Annotated in this window: 16 protein-coding genes and 1 tRNA gene; 8 read left to right on the forward strand and 9 right to left on the reverse strand. The window is 63.5% G+C overall.

The window, feature by feature from the left end; translation table 11 throughout:
- Nucleotides 1-81 precede the first annotated feature (81 nt).
- The 4 genes from lptF to CDV46_RS05970 all read left to right on the forward strand — a co-directional run bounded on the left by lptF (nt 82) and on the right by CDV46_RS05970 (nt 7,590).
- Entirely contained in the window at nt 82-1,215 is a 1,134-nt protein-coding gene (lptF, locus tag CDV46_RS05955; RefSeq protein ID WP_087688689.1) for an LPS export ABC transporter permease LptF, read from the forward strand.
- Nucleotides 1,215-2,354: an LPS export ABC transporter permease LptG gene (gene lptG / locus CDV46_RS05960; RefSeq protein WP_087688690.1), complete on the forward strand. Its 1,140-nt coding sequence runs from the start codon at nt 1,215-1,217 to the stop codon at nt 2,352-2,354. Before lptF ends, lptG begins: the two co-directional genes overlap by 1 nt.
- Nucleotides 2,354-2,740 carry a sirohydrochlorin chelatase gene (locus CDV46_RS05965; RefSeq protein ID WP_087688691.1) on the forward strand — a complete coding sequence of 129 codons (387 nt, stop codon included), beginning with the start codon at nt 2,354-2,356 and terminating at the stop codon, nt 2,738-2,740. The genes lptG and CDV46_RS05965 overlap by 1 nt, the downstream gene beginning before the upstream one ends.
- A 248-nt stretch (nt 2,741-2,988) precedes the next feature.
- Nucleotides 2,989-7,590 (forward strand): dermonecrotic toxin domain-containing protein, encoded by a 4,602-nt coding sequence (locus CDV46_RS05970; RefSeq protein ID WP_087722062.1) that lies wholly within the window; start codon nt 2,989-2,991, stop codon nt 7,588-7,590.
- A 77-nt stretch (nt 7,591-7,667) separates the two neighbouring features.
- Here CDV46_RS05970 and cobA read toward each other — a convergent pair whose 3' ends face one another.
- The 5 genes from cobA to CDV46_RS05995 form a co-directional block, all read right to left on the reverse strand.
- Nucleotides 7,668-8,459 carry a uroporphyrinogen-III C-methyltransferase gene (gene cobA, locus CDV46_RS05975; protein WP_087722063.1) on the reverse strand — a complete coding sequence of 264 codons (792 nt, stop codon included), beginning with the start codon at nt 8,457-8,459 and terminating at the stop codon, nt 7,668-7,670.
- Nucleotides 8,460-8,572: 113 nt separating this feature from the next.
- Nucleotides 8,573-9,874 (reverse strand): sulfate adenylyltransferase subunit 1, encoded by a 1,302-nt coding sequence (locus CDV46_RS05980; protein WP_087722064.1) that lies wholly within the window; start codon nt 9,872-9,874, stop codon nt 8,573-8,575.
- A 148-nt stretch (nt 9,875-10,022) separates the two neighbouring features.
- A complete protein-coding gene (cysD, locus tag CDV46_RS05985) occupies nt 10,023-10,970 on the reverse strand; it encodes a sulfate adenylyltransferase subunit CysD (RefSeq protein WP_058375508.1) in 948 nt (315 codons plus the stop codon).
- Between the two features lie 114 nt (nt 10,971-11,084).
- Complete coding sequence (locus CDV46_RS05990; RefSeq protein WP_087688695.1) at nt 11,085-11,897, reverse strand: phosphoadenylyl-sulfate reductase; 813 nt, start codon at nt 11,895-11,897, stop codon at nt 11,085-11,087.
- A 30-nt stretch (nt 11,898-11,927) separates the two neighbouring features.
- Nucleotides 11,928-12,704 (reverse strand): sulfite exporter TauE/SafE family protein, encoded by a 777-nt coding sequence (locus CDV46_RS05995; RefSeq protein WP_087722065.1) that lies wholly within the window; start codon nt 12,702-12,704, stop codon nt 11,928-11,930.
- Nucleotides 12,705-12,836: 132 nt separating this feature from the next.
- Between CDV46_RS05995 and CDV46_RS06000 the strand changes: the two genes are divergently transcribed.
- The 4 genes from CDV46_RS06000 to CDV46_RS06015 all read left to right on the forward strand — a co-directional run bounded on the left by CDV46_RS06000 (nt 12,837) and on the right by CDV46_RS06015 (nt 16,275).
- Nucleotides 12,837-13,778 (forward strand): CysB family HTH-type transcriptional regulator, encoded by a 942-nt coding sequence (locus tag CDV46_RS06000; RefSeq protein WP_058375510.1) that lies wholly within the window; start codon nt 12,837-12,839, stop codon nt 13,776-13,778.
- A gap of 181 nt (nt 13,779-13,959) precedes the next feature.
- Nucleotides 13,960-15,129 (forward strand): ABC transporter substrate-binding protein, encoded by a 1,170-nt coding sequence (locus tag CDV46_RS06005; protein WP_058375511.1) that lies wholly within the window; start codon nt 13,960-13,962, stop codon nt 15,127-15,129.
- A gap of 7 nt (nt 15,130-15,136) precedes the next feature.
- Complete coding sequence (locus CDV46_RS06010) at nt 15,137-16,021, forward strand: NAD(P)-dependent oxidoreductase (RefSeq protein WP_087722066.1); 885 nt, start codon at nt 15,137-15,139, stop codon at nt 16,019-16,021.
- A 169-nt stretch (nt 16,022-16,190) separates the two neighbouring features.
- Nucleotides 16,191-16,275 (forward strand) — tRNA-Leu (locus CDV46_RS06015).
- 152 nt (nt 16,276-16,427) lie between these two features.
- Here the strand turns inward: CDV46_RS06015 and CDV46_RS06020 are convergent.
- From CDV46_RS06020 to CDV46_RS06035, 4 genes are all read right to left on the reverse strand, one after another.
- A complete protein-coding gene (locus CDV46_RS06020; RefSeq protein ID WP_087688698.1) occupies nt 16,428-16,754 on the reverse strand; it encodes a hypothetical protein in 327 nt (108 codons plus the stop codon).
- A 185-nt stretch (nt 16,755-16,939) separates the two neighbouring features.
- Entirely contained in the window at nt 16,940-17,404 is a 465-nt protein-coding gene (locus CDV46_RS06025) for a coiled-coil domain-containing protein (RefSeq protein WP_176399019.1), read from the reverse strand.
- 238 nt (nt 17,405-17,642) lie between these two features.
- Nucleotides 17,643-18,770: an ArsO family NAD(P)H-dependent flavin-containing monooxygenase gene (locus tag CDV46_RS06030; RefSeq protein ID WP_441339310.1), complete on the reverse strand. Its 1,128-nt coding sequence runs from the start codon at nt 18,768-18,770 to the stop codon at nt 17,643-17,645.
- On the reverse strand, nt 18,767-19,654 hold the full coding sequence (locus CDV46_RS06035) for an AraC family transcriptional regulator (protein WP_254915945.1): 888 nt from the start codon (nt 19,652-19,654) through the stop codon (nt 18,767-18,769). The genes CDV46_RS06030 and CDV46_RS06035 overlap by 4 nt, the downstream gene beginning before the upstream one ends.
- Nucleotides 19,655-19,755 lie beyond the last annotated feature (101 nt).

The following is a 19,755-nucleotide window of genomic DNA, read 5'->3' on the forward strand; positions in this document are numbered from 1 at the left end:
TCGGGTAAAATTCGTACGAGCCGCAATTATCCGCTTTTTTCCGCGCTCGCCCAACCGCGAGAGCTCCCCAATCTTCATCACATGATTTTTCAGCGTTCCCTACAGCGTGAGCTGAACTACACCGCTGGGGCCGTCTTCATGGTGCTGATCACCGTCATGCTCACCACGATGATGATCCGCATCCTGGGCTTCGCAGCGTCCGGGAAGGCCGATCCGCGCGACGTGCTCGTGCTCATCGGTCTGGCCGTGGTCGGCTACCTCGCGGTGATTCTGATCGTCACGCTGTTCGTCTCGATCCTCTTTGTGCTGACCCGCTGGTACCGCGACTCCGAAATGGTCGTGTGGTTTGCCTCCGGTCTGTCCATCAACGACTTCATCAAGCCGGTGCTGCGCTTTGCTGCGCCGTATCTGGCCGTCATCACGTTCTGCGCGCTGGTCGCGTGGCCGTGGGCGAACCTCCAGATCTCTGCACTCGAAGCCCGCTTCGCCCAGCGCGACGACGTTTCGATGATCGCGCCCGGCCAGTTCCGCGAGAGCGCCGCCAATCACCGGGTGTTCTTCGTCGAAACCGTCTCGCCCGATGCCACCAAGGTGCACAACGTCTTCGTCTCGGGCACCGAGAACGGCAAGGTCAACGTCATCGTATCGAAAGAAGGTCACATCGAGACGGCCAAGGACGGCAACCGCTATATCGTGCTGGAAAACGGCCGCCGCTACGACGGCGTGCCCGGACAGCCTGATTACCGCGTGATGGAATTCGAGCGCTACGGCGTGAAGATCGACAACCCGGCCACGACCGACGTCGACAACACCCCGACCAAGGGCGTGCCGACCATGCGTCTGTTCCGCGAGATTGCCAATCCGATCTTCCGTGGCGAAATCGTCTGGCGTATCGGTCTGCCCCTGCTGGCGCTCTCGCTCGTGCTGCTGGCCGTGCCGCTGGCGTACCAGAACCCGCGCCATGGCCGCACCGTCAACCTCGTCATGGCCGTGCTCATCTATCTGGGCTATACCAACTTGCTGAGTCTGTCGCAGGCTTACGTGGCACAGGAGCGCCTGCCGCTCGCCATCGGCGTGTGGTTGCTGCACGCGCTCGCCCTCGTCGTCATCGTGCTGCTGTACGTGCGCCGCATGCGCTTCCGCGGGCTGCTCGGCCGCAAACGCAATCGTGGCAACGGCGAAAGAAGCGAGCCGACGGCAGGAGGGGTTCGCTGATGCGCGTCTACGAAAAATATCTGGCGCGTCAGATCTATCTGGCGTTCCTGTTCGTCCTGCTGGCGTTTGTCGGCCTGTTCGTCTTCTTCGACCTCGTGAGCGAACTGGGCGACGTGGGCCGCGGCAACTACCGCTTCCAGCACGCGCTCGCCTATGTGTTGCTGTTCGCACCGCAGCGCATGTACGAAATCATTCCGGTCGCGTCGCTGATTGCCGCGATTTATGTCTGCGCGCAGTTGGCGGGTAATTCGGAATTCACAATCTTCCGCGTCTCGGGCCTCTCGACGGGTCAGGCGCTGCGCTCGCTCCTCAAGATCGGCCTGCCGGTCGTGTTGCTGACGTTCGCCATTGGGGAATTCGTCGCACCGGGCGCCGAGCAACTCGCGCAGAAGATTCGTCTGGAGGCCTTGGGCAGTTCCGTCTCGGCGGGCTTCCGTTCAGGCGTCTGGGTCAAAGACACCGTCGAACAGGAAGGCGGACGTGTTACGCGCTTCATCAACGTGGGCACGCTCAATCCTGACAACACGATTGCCGACGTGCGCATTTACGAGTTCGATTCGTCGCTGCGCCTCGATAGCGTGCGCCTCGCCAAGCTCGGCCAGTTCCAGACGCCGAACTACTGGCAGTTGACCGACGTGTCGGAGACCGTGTTCTCCGCCACCGATGACGCCACGGCCGGCAAAGACCCGCTGCGTGCGCTCGTGCAGAGCAAGCAGGTGCACATCGACAAGGTGCAGATGAAGTCGGAGCTGACGCCGCAGATTCTGTCGGTGTTGATGGTCTCGCCGGACAATATGGCGATCGGCAGCCTGTACAAGTACATCGGACACTTGAAGGAAAACCAGCAGAACACCGACCGCTACAACCTGGCGCTCTGGCAAAAGCTGCTGTATCCGTTCGCCGTGTTCGTGATGATGGCGCTGGCGCTCCCGTTCGCCTACCTGCATGCACGCGCCGGGGCCATCGGCCTGAAGGTGTTCGGCGGCATCATGCTCGGCATGAGCTTCCAGTTGCTCAACAATCTGTTCTCGCATCTGGGCCTGCTCAACACGTGGCCGGCGTGGTTCACGGCGGCATTGCCATCGCTGCTTTATCTGGTGCTCGCCATCGCGGCGCTGCGCTGGGTGGACAAACACTGATGCAGAACCAGGCGCTCATTCTGTTCGGCCATGGCTCGCGCGATGCGCGCTGGGCCGAACCGTTCGAGCGCCTGCGGGCCATCGTCGCCGCCCGCCGCCCCGGCGTGGACGTGCGTCTGGCCTTTCTCGAACTGATGACGCCCAGCGTGCTGGATGCCATCGACGCCCAAGTGGCGGCAGGCGCTGCCGAGATCACCGTGGTACCCGTCTTCTTCGGGCAGGGCGGACACGTCCGGCGCGACCTCCCCGCGCTCGTCGAGCAGGCACGTCAGGCACATCCGCAAGTGCAGATCGACATCGCCGGTGCCGTCGGCGAAAACGACGACGTGCTGAACGCGATCGGCGATTACTGCCTGCATCAACTCGACGCCGGCAACGCTATCTGACGGCCATCGGCATCGCCACGCCACTGGTCCCCTCCGCGTCTCCTGCATCCCCCGCTCCGCTTCGCCCCCGCGCGGCGAATTCCCAATGCGGTCCCGCAGCCAAAAAATGAAATCGGTCCGGCAGGCTCAAGTCCAACAATCGGTGTCACCGCGACGCGTACGTCCGGTTATCTGAGCAACGGCTGGAAGCCCACCCGGGGCGCGCCGTGCTCGTCTGCGCAGCCCTATCAGGACTTCCCGAGCCGCTTATGCCAGGCATCATCACCGACTTGCGCGCCGTACCGGGTGCCATGCCGAAACCCGCGATCAATCCGCCCCGGCACACGCCCAACAACGCGTTCCTGCAACTCTCCGAAGCGGCGCGCGAGATGCTCGATATACCGCACGATCTCGCAGCCGCACTCGGCTTCACCCTGCATGTCATCGAGTCGAGACTGTCGCAGAGCGAACTCGACCAGTTGATCAGAAACGATCTCCCCGACATCGCTCAAGTCCTCGCCGCGAACGAAGACCTCGCCCCGCTCATTCTCGATAGCCTGACGAAGGCATTGAGTCTGCGCCGCCCGTCGGAGAGCGTGCGAGACGTTATGCAACGTGCCGTATCGACAAGCGCCTTGCGCGACCTGCAACGCTCCGTTTCGCGGGTAGAGGCCGGCGACTTGGCGCATACCCTCCCCGCAGACCAGTGGCGCGCGCAGGTCACGCAATGGCTTCGCCTTCTGCACGAGGCGGCGGTACGCTTTCGCTGGGCCGGCTCCGGCCACGATCCGAAGGCGCGCCACGGCCATTCGTCCGAATCGGCATTCCCCGCAGCACAACCGCTCCCCTCCGCGCCGCGCCCGCCGAACTTCCGGGACGCTGGGGTCATGGGCTTCGTGCTCTGGTGGTTGTACGCCACACAGACGGCTACCGCGCTGGCAAGCCGGGCGGCATCCGGAACCACGCGTTCAGCGCATCTCGTCGACGCCGCGTCACCGTTCGCCGAACCATCCGGCGAAGGCACCCTCACGCGTCTGGCCGACGCGGTGCTGGCCTACCGTTCAGGGCAGTACGCGCCTGGCGTGCCAGATCAGGCATCCGATGTCATCCCGTTTCGGGACAACGTCGCGCATGTGAACGATCTGCGTGCGCGACGTAGCGCCGAGCAAGCATCGGTATCCAGCACGGCAACGCCAGCCACGCAATTCATCGAGGCATCGTCAACACCGGCCGTCGTTCCCGCGCCGCGCCCGGAAATCGACGGCATCGCATCGTCCGCGACGTTTCACGAGGAAGTGGCGGCGTTCATTGGATTGCTGCGAAATCGCACCATGGAGCACAGGACGGCTTTCCGGCTGACGCAAAACACGGTGAACCTCACGCGAATCGTCGAGACCAGTTTCACGCGACGACTGACCAGTGCAGCATCCCCGGACAAAACCGCCCCCACGCTCGACAACGTGTTCCTTTACCAATTCGACACGTTCGACTTCCCCCACCCGTCGCCAGCCTACGACATCGCACACCTGCAACGCTCACGGCCGCATCCGCCGACGCCCATCGTGGCGGCGGCAATGCGCATCGTCAGCGGCGAGACATCGATCCGGATCGAGAACTACGGCGTCTATGCCGGCAGGCTGCAAACGGACCGCAAGTATCTGGCCGGCGAGCAAGTGCCGGGACTGCCGATCGACACGCTCCTCAGGGCACTCACCGAATGGAAATGGCTGGGACAACAAGACGCGTCGAGCCCCGAAGCGCAGGCCTTTCTGGAGAAACTCGATGCGTCCCAGCGTCACATGGCCCGCGACGACCTTCAGTTGTCCTACGCCGCCGGACAGCTATCGGCGGACGCTGTCGTCCTCGGCCAGATCGTTCTGGACACCCCCGTCTACGCCAGTCAGGGACCGCTCGAGTACGTGCGCACCTACACCGTGCACCCCACCGGCTCGGGCGTATCGGATGCGCTGCCGATCGCTGCCATGTTCGCGGCCACCGAACACGAAGACGACGGACGCGCGTTGCTATATCTCGCTGGCGACGCCCACCCTTGGCGGGAATACGCAAACCTCTCGGCGTTGCAGGCGGACCTCGCGTCGGCGACATCCGGCCTGGCCGGCGCCGTACGGGCTCGTCTGCCGCTGCGCGTGACATCACCGGCCCGATCGACGCCACCAGACACTCAGCACGCCCCGCGCAACGACACAGGCTTCCACTTGAAGCCCACCGCGGCCGACCCGCTGGTCGTGGCGCGGGCCGCTTCTCTCACCGTCGTCCTCGACGACATTGCCTTCGACGTGACACGGGCCACCGCCCCCGCACGGGCGGGTGACCACGCCGCGTGGTTTGCGGGCGCGACGCCGCATGCCCGCTATCAATCACTACAGTCAGGCGCCTCACCGGGGACGAGCCTCCCCCCGGGCGCACGGCCGACCGCCCGCGTGATTGCGTTGCCGGAAGACATCGAGTCGTCCATCGAATCGCTGCTCGATCTGCGCGCACAAGTCTCGATGTTGTTGCCCGATGAGCGGCGCATTGCGCGAGCCGCCGCGCGAGATGCGCTCAAGGCACTCGACGCCGAGGCGCTAGACCCCGATCTCATCCGGCTGGAGATCTGCACGCAAACGCCGTCACCTCCCGGCACCTCATCCGGCAACGCGACCACCATCACCTCGATGAGTCTGACCAACGCCGTTCTCGAAGCGGTCAGCGGCAGGCCACCCGTTCCGCTCGCAGGACAGGTCATGCGACTTGCGCGGGTGGCACGCTCCCCCAACGCCCCGGCCGGACAAGCGACTTCGACGCCTCCCCTGCCTGACGCGAACGCTTTCATGCGCCGCGTTCCCTTCGACCATTTTCAGGAGAATTACCGGAACGCACTTGAGGATTTCATTGCCGCGCGGCACGGGTCGTTGCGTCAGGTGCTCAGGGCAAGCTTCGGTATCGATGCGCTCTCGCTGGCGTTGCAACAGAAGCTCGACCCGGCCCAAGTCGCCCTCGCCCAAGCCGTGGCCGAAGACTCGCAGCGCGGCGACAACCGCATCCCCATCGGGGTCGCACCGCCCACGCGATATTCGCGCGAGTGGATCAGTCTCGGCGGCGTACCGACGCGGCTAATGCTCTTCACGGACGCGCAAACGCATAAGGTGCTGATGTACGCCCCCGGCACGGGAAACGGTGAGGTCACGGGCTTCGACAGCCGGGCTGCCACGCAGGCGTGGCTGACGGAGCAAGCACGCAGCCCCGATGGCAGACGCCGTCTCCTGTCTTTGCTTCAACCGCATCGAAAACGCGAGGCCACCGCGAGACTGGAAGCGTTTGCCGCCGGTGCTTCAACCACGGACACACTGGCCGATACCGTTGGCACACCTGTCGACGGCGATACCTTTCAGGTGGTCGCCGACCGGATGTTGAATCATTCGAGCGCGTATCTCAACGCGACGCTGACCACCGGCAATTCGGGGGAATCGGTGGTCGGCGTAGCGCGCGCGATCCGCTGGATAGACATGACGATGGGGCTGGGCACCTGGGCCGCCGATATCGTCCGCCCGGCGTCGATTTCCGCGAGCATCTCGGACGGCATGATCGGCGCGCTTCTGGCCGCGTTCGGCGATGAAAATACCCGCCCTGAGGGCTGGAAATCGCTGGCCACCGCCATTGGCAGCCAAGGCATCTCTGCGCTGCGGCTTCAGATACTCAGCCGTCTGCCCGGCGGCGCCAAGTATCACTTTTTCGTCGACGGCCCGTTGGATGGCGTGAACGGGGTCATTGACGGGCTGTACTACGTCGACGGTGAATTCATCGCGCATGTCGACGAATTCACCTATGCCCATCTCACCTTCGATTTCGGTGCGGGCGAGTTCCGGCTGTGGCATCCCGAGACCAACGAGTTGGGACCTTACATGCAACTGGACACCATCGGCGGGTGGCGCGTGATACCGCAGCCCGAAGTCGGGGCAAGTTCGTCCCTCAACGAACCCCATCTGGCGTACGAAATCGATCAGGCCTACGGGGCACGCCTCGAAGCCGTGCGCAACGAGGCGACGCTTGCCGAACGCAAGGTCTTCAGAAACGCGAAGAACGAGGCCTATATGCGGGGGACCCGGCCCATCGGAGAGCGCGCGCCCGCCACTTATCACATGCTGCTCTTCATCGCGCCGGAGATCTCCGATTACGCCGCGCTGGGTGAGATTGCCGGCGAAGTCGAAAACGCCTTGGCCGCGGAGGCGTCCAGTGAGCTGGTGTCAGATATCGAGACCGAAGCGGCCGCTGCGGGGGCCGTCGTCACACGCGTGACCGAGATTCCCGGGGTGCCGGCCGGCACGCTCCACAACGGCATGGTGCGCGCGATGGCGGTGGCGGTACGCGATGGGGAAGAAGGGACGCTATTGGCCCATCAGAGCGAGTTCGCGATGGCGCCCGAGGCACCGGCGACGCAGCAATACGTGGACCAGATGCAAAGTCTGGGGGCGAGCGAGTACGCCGGTAGTGCCATCCACTCGGGCGCCGACAGCGTGCGCACCTTCAGCATCGACAATCTCGGCGCGGCACTCGATGGCAAAGCGAACATCGAGCGCATCTACGAGATGACGACCCCGCATCACATCATGCTGTTTGGACGCCGGGTCATCAGAATGCGCACCGAGTATTTCTTCTTCGACCCGGCGACGGGCATCGTCGTCCATCCCGACAAGTCCGTTGTACTCGAGACCACAATCCGGCACCTCAAGCGCATGAGCGCAACCTACGGCGCGTTCAGGTTTCCGGGCGGCCCTGCGGTCATGATGCGGCGCGTCGATGTCGCCCAACTGACACACGTGCCGATCGCCGAGGGGCGCAGCGTGCAGGATCTCTTCCGTCTGACGCAGTAAGGTCTTGTTCGCGGCAGGACGTGGGCCCGGTGCGTGGGGCTCCGGAACGTGCCGTTGCTTTGTTATGCCGCGAAAGGTCAGGCGGCCAACGATGCGTCGGCGTGCATCGCAGGCGAGGACGTCGACACCTGCGCCTGCGCAAACGCCTCGCCGATCAGCAGCACGCTCGGCTGCGTGCTGTCGAACCAGTTTGCCGCGACACCGCGCGAGATATCGTCCAACGTCATGACGACGCTGCGCTCCCGGGGTGTGGTCGCGGCTTCGACAATGGCCACGGGCGTGGCAGCCGGCTTACCAGCAGCGATCAGTTCGCCGGCGATGCGTTGGGCGGCGTCGCGGCCCATGTAGTAGACCAGCGAATCGGCCGACGCTTGTGCGGTGATCTCAGCCGATTCCGGCGCCCGGCTCTGCGTGGCAAAAGCCACACTGCGGGCAACGCCGCGCAGCGTCAGCGAGCTTTTCAGCGTGGCAGCACTGGCGAGCGCCGCCGTAATACCCGGCACGACTTCCACCGCAATACCGGCGGCCTCCAGTGCGCGCAACTCTTCGTCGGCGCGCCCGAACAGCATCGGGTCGCCGCCCTTCAGGCGCACCACGAGCGCATGCGTGCGCGCGTTGTCGATCAACTGCTTGTTGATGAAGTGCTGTGCGCTGGAGTGCTTGCCGCAACGCTTGCCCACGGCGATCAATTTCGCCTGCGGGCAAAGCGCGAGCATTTCCGGCTCGACCAGTGCGTCGTGAAGCACTACGTCAGCCTGCGCGAGCAAGCGTGCGCCGCGCACCGTAATCAGGTCTGCGGCGCCGGGGCCGGCACCGACCAGATAGACCTTGCCCGGAAGTGCGGCAGATTGCGAAGAAGTCACCGTCATGTTGCAGCCGTCGTCGTGAGGAGTGAGCGCCGGCCCCTTCGAGAGGGAGCCGTGCGCCGTGAAAAGCCGATGAGTACCTGTGATTGACGCGTGATCGACGCGTGGCAAACCGGTTATGCCGCCAGCGAGCGGATCATGCCGGCGGCGACCGTGTGATGCGTCGCTTCGTCGATCAGCACGAACGCGCCCGTGGCCGGGTTGGCGTCATACGTATCGGCGGCGAGCGGCTTTTGCAGGCTCAACTGCACGCGGCCGATGTCGTTCATCGCGAGCGTGGTCTTGTCCGTGCCATGCAGCAGCGTCGTCACGTCGAGCACCGTATCCACGCTGCCGATCTTCACATACACCGAGCTGGTCGCTTGCTTGAGCACGTACTTGCGCTGCGGCGCCAACGCGTCTTCATCGAACCAGCACACATCGGCAGACAGCTTGCGCGACGGTTGCAGGGCCGACTCAGCCGTGACAAATGTGTCGCCGCGCGAGACATCCACATCCTCCGCCAGACGAATCGTCACGCACTGGCCGGCAAACGCTTCTTCGAGCAGACCGCGCGGGCCGACGATTTCGGCGACCGTCGCATCGCGCCCGGCGGGCAGTACGCGCAGCGCTTGACCGACGCGCACCGAACCCGATTCCACACGGCCCATGTAGCCCCGGAAGTCATCGGCGTGCGAGCCGTCCTGACGTGCCACCAATTGCACCGGGAAGCGCAGTTCGCGGCCCGTTTGGGCGACCGGCAGCGATTCGAGTACGTCGAGCAGCGGCTCGTCCTGATACCAGGGCATACGCTCGCTGGCCAGCACGATGTTGTCGCCCTTGAGCGCCGACACCGGCACGAAGCGAACGTCTTGCAGGCCGAGGCGGTGGGCCAGTTCCAGATAGGCTGCGCGAATCGCGTCGAACGTGGCTTCGCTGTAATCGACCAGATCCATCTTGTTGATGGCAACGATCACGTGTTGCAGGCCCAGCAGCTTGACGATGGCACTGTGACGCTTCGTCTGTGCGAGCAACTCGGTCCGGCCATCGACTTCGGTCACGCGTGTGGCGTCGACCAGAATGATGGCGGCGTGAGCCGTCGACGCACCGGTAACCATGTTGCGCGTGTATTGCTCGTGGCCCGGCGTGTCCGCGATGATGAACTTGCGGCGCGCCGTCGTGAAGTAGCGGTACGCCACGTCAATGGTGATGCCCTGCTCGCGCTCGGCTTCGAGGCCGTCGGTGAGCAGCGAGAAGTCGATATCTTCGCCGGCCGTGCGCTTGTGCTTGGCACGCGCGAGGGCCGAGAGCTGATCCGTCAGCACGGCCTTGCTGTCGTACAGCAGGCGGCCGATCAGCGTGCTCTTGCCGTCGTCGACGCTGCCTGCCGTGATGAAACGCAGCACGCCGAGATCTTCTTGGTGAGGGGTGAGGCTCATGGTCAAATCCACTCGAATCCGTGGCCCCGGCGCTTGCGCGCAATCTGCTGCGCGCGCCGGCGGGCCGTTATTTCCGTTAGCTCAAAAAGCCGGGGTGCTCTGTCGCTCGACGATCACTCGTAGCTCGTGATGTCTGGCGTCATGCGACTTAGAAGTAACCCTGTTTCTTGCGCTGCTCCATCGCTGCCTCGGACGCTTGATCGTCCATGCGCGTGGCGCCGCGCTCGGTGATATCGGTCACGGCCGTCTCGGCGATGATTTCCACCGGGCTGGCGGCGACGCTGGCCACCGGGCACGTGCAGCTGATGTCGCCGACCGTGCGAAAACGCACCGACGCCAACTCGCTCGACTCATCGTCCTGTTTCGGCGTGAGCGGCGTCACCGGCACCAGCAAGCCGTTGCGGCGCACGATCTCGCGCTCATGCGCGTAATAGATCGACGGCAGATCGAGATTCTCGCGAGCGATGTATTGCCACACGTCGAGTTCGGTCCAGTTCGAAATCGGGAACACACGCAGGTGCTCGCCGTTGTGCAGACGCGCGTTGAACAGATGCCACAGTTCCGGGCGCTGCGCCTTCGGGTCCCACTGGCCGAATTCGTCGCGGAACGAGAAGATGCGCTCTTTCGCACGGGCCTTCTCTTCGTCGCGGCGCGCGCCGCCGATCATCGCGTCGAAGCCGTGTTCGGCAATCGTCTCGAGCAGCGTGACGGCCTGCGCGGCGTTGCGCGAATCGGTTTCACGACGCAGACGCACCGTGCCGCGCTGAATCGAATCTTCCACGTGACCGACGATCAGTTCGGCGCCGAGTGCCTTGGCATGACGGTCGCGGAACTCGATGACTTCCGGGTAGTTATGGCCGGTGTCGATGTGCACGAGCGGGAACGGCAGCACCGTCTTGCGGTTCGGGCCAAGACCGAAGGCCTTGAGCGCGAGGTGCAGCACCACGACAGAATCCTTGCCGCCCGAGAACAGCAGCGCGGGTTTGCGGCACTCGGCCACCACTTCGCGCAGGATGTACATCGATTCCGCTTCCAGCCAGTCCAGATGATCCATCCGCGCGCCGCTGGCCTGCGCGACTTCGTGCATCGCACCCATAGTGTTCCCTTCCTTGACGATTCCGTGATTCGTTTTGCTTCGATGCGTCGCTCGCGGCCTATTCGTGAAGCGCGGCGTCGCATCGCATGGTGTTGTTGGTCTGTCGCGTGCGCGTCAGTTCGACTGCACCGAGACCGGGATCTTGCTCAGGTTGCCCGCGTGCAGCCCGCATTCCTTGCTGTCGCGCGACTCCCACCACCAGCGGCCCGCCCGGCTGTCTTCACCGGGACGGATCGCTCGGGTACACGGTTCACACCCGATGCTCGGGTAGCCGCGCGCGTGCAGCGGGTTGACCGGCACATCTCGCGCGGTGAGGTACGCCCACACCTGCGCTTCCGTCCAGTCGAACAGCGGGTTGTACTTGGCGATACCGCGTGCCTCGTCTTGCTCGGCGAATGCCAGCTCGCCACGCGTCACCGACTGCTCGCGACGCTGGCCCGTGAGCCATGCGTCGGCATCGGCCAACGCACGGCCGAGCGGCTCGACCTTGCGAATCTGGCAGCAGGCCTTGCGCAGGTCCACGCTTTCATAGAACGCGTTAGCGCCGTGCTCGCTGACGTATTGCGCTACCGCGTCGGGCTGCGGCGTGTACTGCACCACGTCGTAGCCGTAGCGCGCCTTGATCTTGTCGATCATGCCGACGGTCTCGTCGTGCAGTCGACCAGTGTTGAGCGAGAAGATCGTGATCGGCAGTTGCTGGCGCAGAATGACGTGCGTAATCAGCATGTCTTCGGCGGCCAGACTGCTCGCAAACTTCACGTTGCGATGCAGCGAGGCGATGCGCGCCAGGCGCTCGGCCAGCACGGCCTCCATGTCATCGAGCAGTGCCGCGTCCAACTGTTCGGCGTGCGCGACGGTCGACGGCACGGCAGCCGGGGAAGCGGGCGATGCAGACACCGCCGGCTGCCAACGGGATTCGTTTCGCATGTCGCGAACTCCTTGTTTTATGTGGGGGTGTCAGCCGACCAGCTTGACTGCTGCGAGCGTGAGCGTGGCCGCCAGCGCCCCGCGCACGATGCGCTCGGGCAAATGACGGGTAAGCTTCGCGCCCAGCCAGATTCCTGGCAGCGAGCCGATCAACAAACTGCCGAGCAGTGCCCAGTGCACCGTCTCAAGCCAGATATGGCCCAGCGCCGCAATCGCCGTGAGCGGCACCGCGTAGGCGATATCCGTACCGGCGACTTCTGCCGGTTCCAACTGGGGATACAGCATCAGGATCAGCGTCGCGCCAACTGCGCCGGCGCCAATCGAGGAAATCGTCACGAGCACGCCGATGACCGCGCCCACGAGGACCGTGGCAATCGTCTGCGTGCGGCCCGTCAGTTGCCAGTTCGGGTGCGCCCGCAGTGCCGCCAGCAACTTGGCGCGGAACAGGAGCGAGAGCACCGTGAGCAGCACCGAGGCGGCAATCGTCAGTTTGATGACGTGCAAGGCGCTGTCCTCGATGCCGCCAAGGCGCTTCAACCCGAGAATGGTCACCAGCGCCGCCGGCAGCGCGCCGAGCGTGAGGCGTCGCACGATATGCCACTTCACGTGGCCGTGCGAGCGGTGTGCGACCGTGCCGAAACTCTTGGTGACGGCGGCAAACGCCAGATCGGTGCCCACGGCGACCGGCGCCGAGTAACCCAGCAGCAGCGTCAGCAGTGGCGTCATCAGCGAGCCGCCGCCCACCCCGGTCAGGCCGACCAGCAGGCCGACGCCAAATCCGGAAATGGGTTCGAGCCACAGCGACATGTATGACGTTCCTGATGGGTCTAAATGACTGAAAGGAATAACGTTATCGAAACAGTGGCACCCACTGTAATGAAAACGCTATATACTTCAAACGAATTAAAAATTGTTTGTATATTTTCTAAAGTTATACAAATGAACCTGCACCAGTTCCGTTTTGTGCGCGAGGCCGTTCGTCAGAACTTCAATCTGACGGAAGCGGCCAAGGCGCTGTTCACCTCCCAGCCTGGGGTTTCAAAGGCGATCATCGAGCTAGAAGAAGAGCTGGGTGTCGACATCTTTGCCCGTCATGGCAAGCGCGTCCGTAACCTGACGGAGCCGGGGCGCATCATTTTCGAGTCCATCGAGCGGATCTTGCTCGAGGTCGAGAGCCTCAAGCGCATCGGCAAGGACTACGCCGCACAGGATCAGGGCAACCTGACCATTGCGACGACCCACACGCAGGCGCGATATTCGCTGCCGCACGCGGTGGCCGAGTTCAAGCGTCGTTACCCGAAGGTGCGTCTGTCGATCCTGCAAGGCAGTCCGACGCAGATCGCCGAGATGGTGCTGCACGATCAGGCCGATCTGGCCATCGCGACGGAAGCCATCGCGGGCTATAAAGATCTGGTCTCGCTGCCGTGCTATCAGTGGCAGCACGTGGCCGTGGTGCCGCCTGACCATCCGTTGTTGCAACTGTCGTCGGTCGGCATCGAGGATCTGGCGAAGTACCCGCTGATCACTTACGACCCTCAGTTCGCCGGGCGCGCCAAGATCGATCAGGCGTTTGCGCTGCGCCATGTGCAGCCGGACATCGTGCTCGAAGCCATCGACGCGGACGTCATCAAGACTTACGTGGAGCTGGGGTTAGGCGTGGGCATTCTGGCGGGCGTGGCGTTCGACCCCGAGCGCGATCGCAATCTCCGCGCGCTTCAGGTCGGCCATCTGTTCGGCACGAACGTCACCCGTGTGGCGCTCAAGCAAGGCGCTTACCTGCGCGGCTATGTGTATACGATGGTCGAGCTGCTGTCGCCGATTCTCACGCGCAAGCTGGTCGAACAGGCCTTGCGCGGCGAGCACGAAAGCTACGAGCTCTGACGTCGCGCGGGGACGGCCCCGTTTAGCCCCTCCACCCGCCATCCCCCTCCCGATCGCATCAGGCGCTGCTATCCAATAGCAGCGCCTTTGTTTTATGTGGCTCGCAAGCCGGTCTTTTGACAGCGTTTGCGCGGCTCGCAGCGTACGGTATCCTTGCGTGATTCGACCAAAAGGAGACCCCATGCGCTCACCCCTTCGCGGTATTCGCCTGTCGGGCGTGTTACTCGCCATGACCCTGACGGGTGTGGTGACGGCAGCACACGCCGACATTACCGTCGGCATCGATCTGTCATCTACCGGCCCGGCTGCGGCCATCGGTATTGCCAGCAAGAACGCCATGCAGTTGTGGCCCGACGAGATCGGGGGGCAGAAGGCGCATTACATCTTCCTGGACGATGGCTCCGACCCTGGCACCGCGGTGAAGAATGCCCGCAAGCTCATGAGCGAGAACAAGGTCGACGTCATCGTTGGCCCGAACATCACGCCGAGCGCCTTGGCGATGCTCGATCCGATCTCGGAAGCCAGCACGCCGATGATCACGCTCATCGGGTCGGCCGTGGCGGTTGAGCCGCAGGATGCCAAGCGCCGCTGGGCGTTCAAGATGGCGGCCAACGATTCGGCCATGGCCGACGTGATGACGCGCTATATGGCGAACCACGGCATCAAGACCGTTGGTTTCATTGGCTTTGCCGACGCTTACGGTGAGAGCTGGTGGAAAGAATTCTCGAAGTTTGCCGAGCTGCGCAAATTGAAGATCGTCGCGCAGGAGCGTTTCAACCGCACTGACACGAGCGTGACCGGACAGGTACTCAAGGTCATGGCGGCCAAGCCCGACGCGATTCTCGTGGCTGGCTCGGGCACGCCTGCGGCACTGCCGCAGCGCACGCTGCAAGAGCGTGGGTATGCCGGCAAGATCTATCAGACGCATGGCATCGCGACCTATGACTTCGTGCGCGTAGGCGGCAAGGATGTCGAAGGCACGCTGTTCCCGACGCAACCGGGTGTTGTCGCCAAGACGCTGCCCGCAGGGCATCCGGCACGTACTGCTGCGCTGGCGTTCACGAAGAAGTACGAGACGAAGTACGGCGTGGATACGGTGACGCAGTTTGCTGCCGATGCTTATGGCGTGTGGGACTTGCTCAACGATGCGGTGCCTCGCGCAGTCAAGACGGCGCAGCCGGGTACGCCGGCGTTCCGTGCGGCGTTGCGCGATGCGCTCGAATCGACGCATAACCTGGCGATTCCCAACGGCATCATGAATCTGAGCCCGGCCGATCACGTTGGTCTGGACCAGCGCGCGGGCGTGATGGGCCAGATCAAGAACGGCAAGTTCGTGTACGTCTCGGACTGATCGCGGCATGACGACATACACCATTGCATTTATCGGTCTGGGCGCGATGGGCGGCCAGATGGTGCGTCATTTGATGGCGGCGGGTCACAAGTTGCACGTCTACGCGCGGCGCCCGGAAGCTGCGGCTGCGTACGTTGAGAATGGCGCACGGGCGTTTTCGAGCCCTGCGCAGGCAGCGGCGGAAGCCGACTTCGTGATCACCAACGTGACCACCACGCACGACGTTGAGCAGGTTCTGCTTGGCGAAGACGGCGTGATCCATGGTGCACGGCCCGGCACGATCTGCATCGACCACAGCACGATCTCGGCGGAGGCCACCCGTCGTATGGCGGTGCGTCTGGCACGCGAGGGCATTCAGTTGGTGGATGCGCCCGTGTCGGGTGGGCCGTCGCGGGCAGCGGACGCGTCGCTGTCGATCATGGTCGGAGCACCGCGCGAGGCGTTCGAGAAGGTGAAGCCGTTGCTGGCGACGCTGGGCACGACGATCACGCACGTTGGCGACACGGGGGCGGGTCAGGTGGCGAAGGCCTGCAACCAGATCGTTCAGGTGATCAACATCCAGGGGATAGCCGAAGCGATGTTGTTTGCCGCCAGAAACGGCGTGGATCAGGACAAGGTCATCGAGGCGATTTCGCAGGGACTGGCGGGCAGCCGCATGCTGGACATGATGGGGCCGAAGATGGCGCACCGGGACTTCTCGGCGGGCATTGAGGCACGGCTGCACGACAAGGACTTCTCGATGATTCTGGACGCCGTGGCGGACGCGGGGCTGGCGTTGCCTGCGCTGTCACTGGTGAAGGGACAGTTGTCGACGCTGATGGAAAACGGCTGGGGGCACGACGACACGTCGTCGTTGCTGCGCGTGCTGGAAGGCCAGCAAAAGCTGCATTGAGCATGACGAACGCCGGGTCTGGGGGACGAAATATCCGGCCCGGCGTTTGATATTGTCGATGGGCTTGTGGGCATCGAAAAATTCGGTCATAATCTCGCCTTCGTCCGGTAGCCGAACAGGCCAACAAGACGAGTATCACGCTGCGACACCGTTCGGTGAACGCACACCTGCCCAGGTGGTGAAATTGGTAGACGCAGGGGACTCAAAATCCCCCGCCGCAAGGCGTGCCGGTTCGATTCCGGCCCTGGGCACCACTCCTGCCGGTTCTGGCAAATATTCCGAATCATCTTTCAGATTCTCTGGCTTTGCTATTGATCTGTTCGTGCCTTCCCGCTTTAAACAAAAAAACGGCCCACCTGAAATGGCGAGCCGTAATCCGTACTGACGCTGTCGCTTATTCCATCGCCTATCCCATCACTGTCGGCGACATACCCGGCCCGGGCGAATGCAGTACCCGACTCGGACTGATCAACTTCGCTGACACGACGGCGGCCTGCGCAAAGGTATCGAAGTAAATCGCGTGCTCGGCGTTCTTCACATGGGCACGCCGGATTTCCTGCTCCGGTTCACTCCATGCATAGCCGAGAAATTTGCCGTGGTTCAGAAACCAGACGACGTAGCCCTCTCTTGGGAGCGCCTGAGGCACCGGATGCGGCTTTGCCGCCCCGGCGCGCTTGCCTTTGCCTCGCTTGCGCTTCGGAGGTTGCGTGTCATCATCTTTCGCGTCACTCATCGATCGCTCCTTGAACAGAAGTTGCCATACCAAAGTGGGGGCACCTCCATCATCGCAGCGAGGAGGGCACTTGAGTTTCAGTAACTTCCGAATCACGTGACACAGCGCGTTGACATTCGATAAGCGCCGGTCCTTTTCCCATGCTGTCCCACGCTTTACGCGGGAGTTCCCGAGGCATCGACCAATTAGCCACTTCTCGATATGAAGTGGGTAGCAGCGACCAACGCCGTGCAAACCGTGATCAACGTACCGATCAACCGCCACATTAGCGCCCCCATCGACTGATGCATCTCGATGCGCAATCCGTTGATTTCGGAGAACACCGTTTGGCGTAGCTCGCGGACTTCCTCCTTGACACTGCCAATCTCGCCTCGGAGCGTGGAGACCTCGCCGCCGATCTCTTGTCGGACTTTGGCAAACTCACCGCTTATCTCCTGCCGGACCTTGGCAAACTCACCGCTCATTTCCTGCCGGACCTTGGCAAACTCACCGCTCATTTCCTGCCGGACCTTGCCAAACTCCAGATTCACTTTCGCGAATCCCTGATGCATTTCGGAGCGCAGCGTGCCCACCTCGCGCGCCAGGTCTTCCTTGGTCGCAAGCGTCGGCAAGACCGCTTCGATTTTCGTTACGCGTTCGTGAAGTCTCATGCTGTCGTTCCTGTCGTGACTGTCGGCGTCGCCGATACCTGCGCGCGCTTGGCGCGGGACTAATTTCCGGAGTGTTCCCATCTCTACCTGCACCTTCCGCCGTGCCGACACGTCTGAAACGTCTCGTCACGGCAGGTTGAATACGAAGTGCAGCACCTGTTATTTCGCGAAAAAACGCGGACATTTACCAAACTCTCCGCGTCGCCCTCGCATCCATCGGGCACTGCATGGAATCACTCTATCCCGCCACCCCACCCCGCTGGTTCTGCGTAGTCCGCGCAGCCCCTTGCGCCAGACATGCCACGACGTCCTGTACCGTCGCACGCGCACTGCGCATCACACCGATGAGCGTTGCCGACGCGTAGCCCGTCCACTCGCCATAGCCGACCAACCACAGCCGCGGCTCGTCAATCGCTCGCGTGCCCTCAACGAGAATCCGCCCGGCGTCATCGGTAAGACCCAAGCCCGCCAAGTGCCCCAGCGCCGGACGAAACCCCGTACACCAGATCACCGCGTCCACCTGCGTATGCGTGCCATCCGTCCACACGACGCCATCGTCGACAAAACGCTCGAAGGGTCGCACGGCCTTCAACACACCACGCTCACGCGCCTCTCGTACCGGCGGCACCATCACGATGCGTCCCAGTCCACTGTCCGGAAATGGATCAGGCAACCCACGCTGTCTGGCTTGCCATCGTGCCGTCGCCTGCTCGAAAAGCACGCGCCCGTCGACATCGTCCGGAAGATACTCAGGCCGCGCCAGCGTGACCCACGTTGCGTCGCACATCGATGACAACTCTGCGAAAATCTGCGCCCCCGAATTGCCGCCACCAATCACAAGCACACGCGCACCACGCAAATCGCCGGCATCGCGGTAGTCGGCCGAGTGCCATTGCCGTCCGCGAAACAACGCGTGCCCCGGGTACGCCGGGATATACGGTGAACGCCACGACCCAGTCGCGCTAATCACTGTCTTGGCCAACCAAGCGCCTCGGTCCGTTTCCACTCGCAACACGCTCCCGCCCGGTTCACGAACGACGCGCTCCACCCGTACCGGCCGCTCAACAGGCACGGCGTAGCGCGCCTCATACGCGCGCAAGTACGCCACCACCTCATCGCGCGACGGATAGTGCCGCTCGCCACCGGGCATCGGCCACCCCGGCAACGAACTCCACTGCGCCGGCGAGAAAAGTCGCAGCGACGGCCACGCGCGCTGCCACGCCCCTCCCGCTTCAGGCTGATCGTCGAGCAACACATGATCGACTTGCCACCGCCGCAGGAAATACGCTGTTGCCAACGCCGATTGCCCGCCACCGATCACCAACGTATCGACGGTCCTCACGGACGACTCCCCCATGCGGCTCATGCGTCATCTCCCTCGCTCACGTGCACACGTGGCCCCACCTGCTTGAAATAGCGGCCCGGCGACTCGCCGAACGCCCGCCGGAACATGGCAATGAAATTGCTCGGGGTGGAATAACCCAACGAATCGGCAATCGTGCTGACCGACTCGCCTCTGGCCAGATGTTCCAGCGCATTCACCAGCCGCGCCTGCTGTCGCCATTGCGTGAATCCCATGCCGGTCTCCGCAACGAACAGACGCCGTGCGGTGCGCGACGACACCCCAGCATGCTGCGCCAGCGCCTCAAGCGACGCCTGCCCGCCAAGGTCTTCCAGCACGGCACGCGCGATCCGCGACACACGGGCATCGATCGGCATCGGCAAGCTCAGCGGCTCCGCCGGCGCCCGCTCGATTTCATCGACCAGCACCTGCGCCAGACGCAATTCGTCCTCGGTCAGTTCGTCGCGCGCCGCCCACGTCACCGCCCGCTTGACCAGCGCCGCCAGCAGTTCTGAAACCCCGACCACACGTGGCGTCACCGGCAGGCGCTCGCCGGCCGAAGGTGCCACCAGCACGATCCACCCGCTCACCACACCGATAAATGCCACGCGGTGCGTCATACCCGGCGGAATCCAGCCCGCGCGGTACGGCGGCAACAACCATGACCCGTGGGGCGTATGCACATGCACCAACCCCGAGTGGATACAGAACAGCTGGCCGCGCACATGCGAATGCCAGTCGAGCTCCCGCGTGCCCATCCTGAAGAGACTCCGCTCGTGGTCATGTCCGCCGAACGCCCAGATCGGCGGTCCGTCGAGCCGGTCGTTAGGCTTGTACCGCGCAAAGGGAGAGTCAGAGAACGAGATCAGCACCTCGTCCGTATTCATGGGCGTTCGGTCGGCGGTCATGAGTTTGTCCGATTCTCATTATTGAATGACCAAACGATGTTATCAGGTCAATCACCGTCGCGCAGACAATGATCGCAGTGCAACAACCGACCGCCCGAGGG

The sequence above is a fragment of the Pandoraea sp. PE-S2T-3 genome, assembly GCF_002179965.1.
GTDB lineage: Bacteria > Pseudomonadota > Gammaproteobacteria > Burkholderiales > Burkholderiaceae > Pandoraea.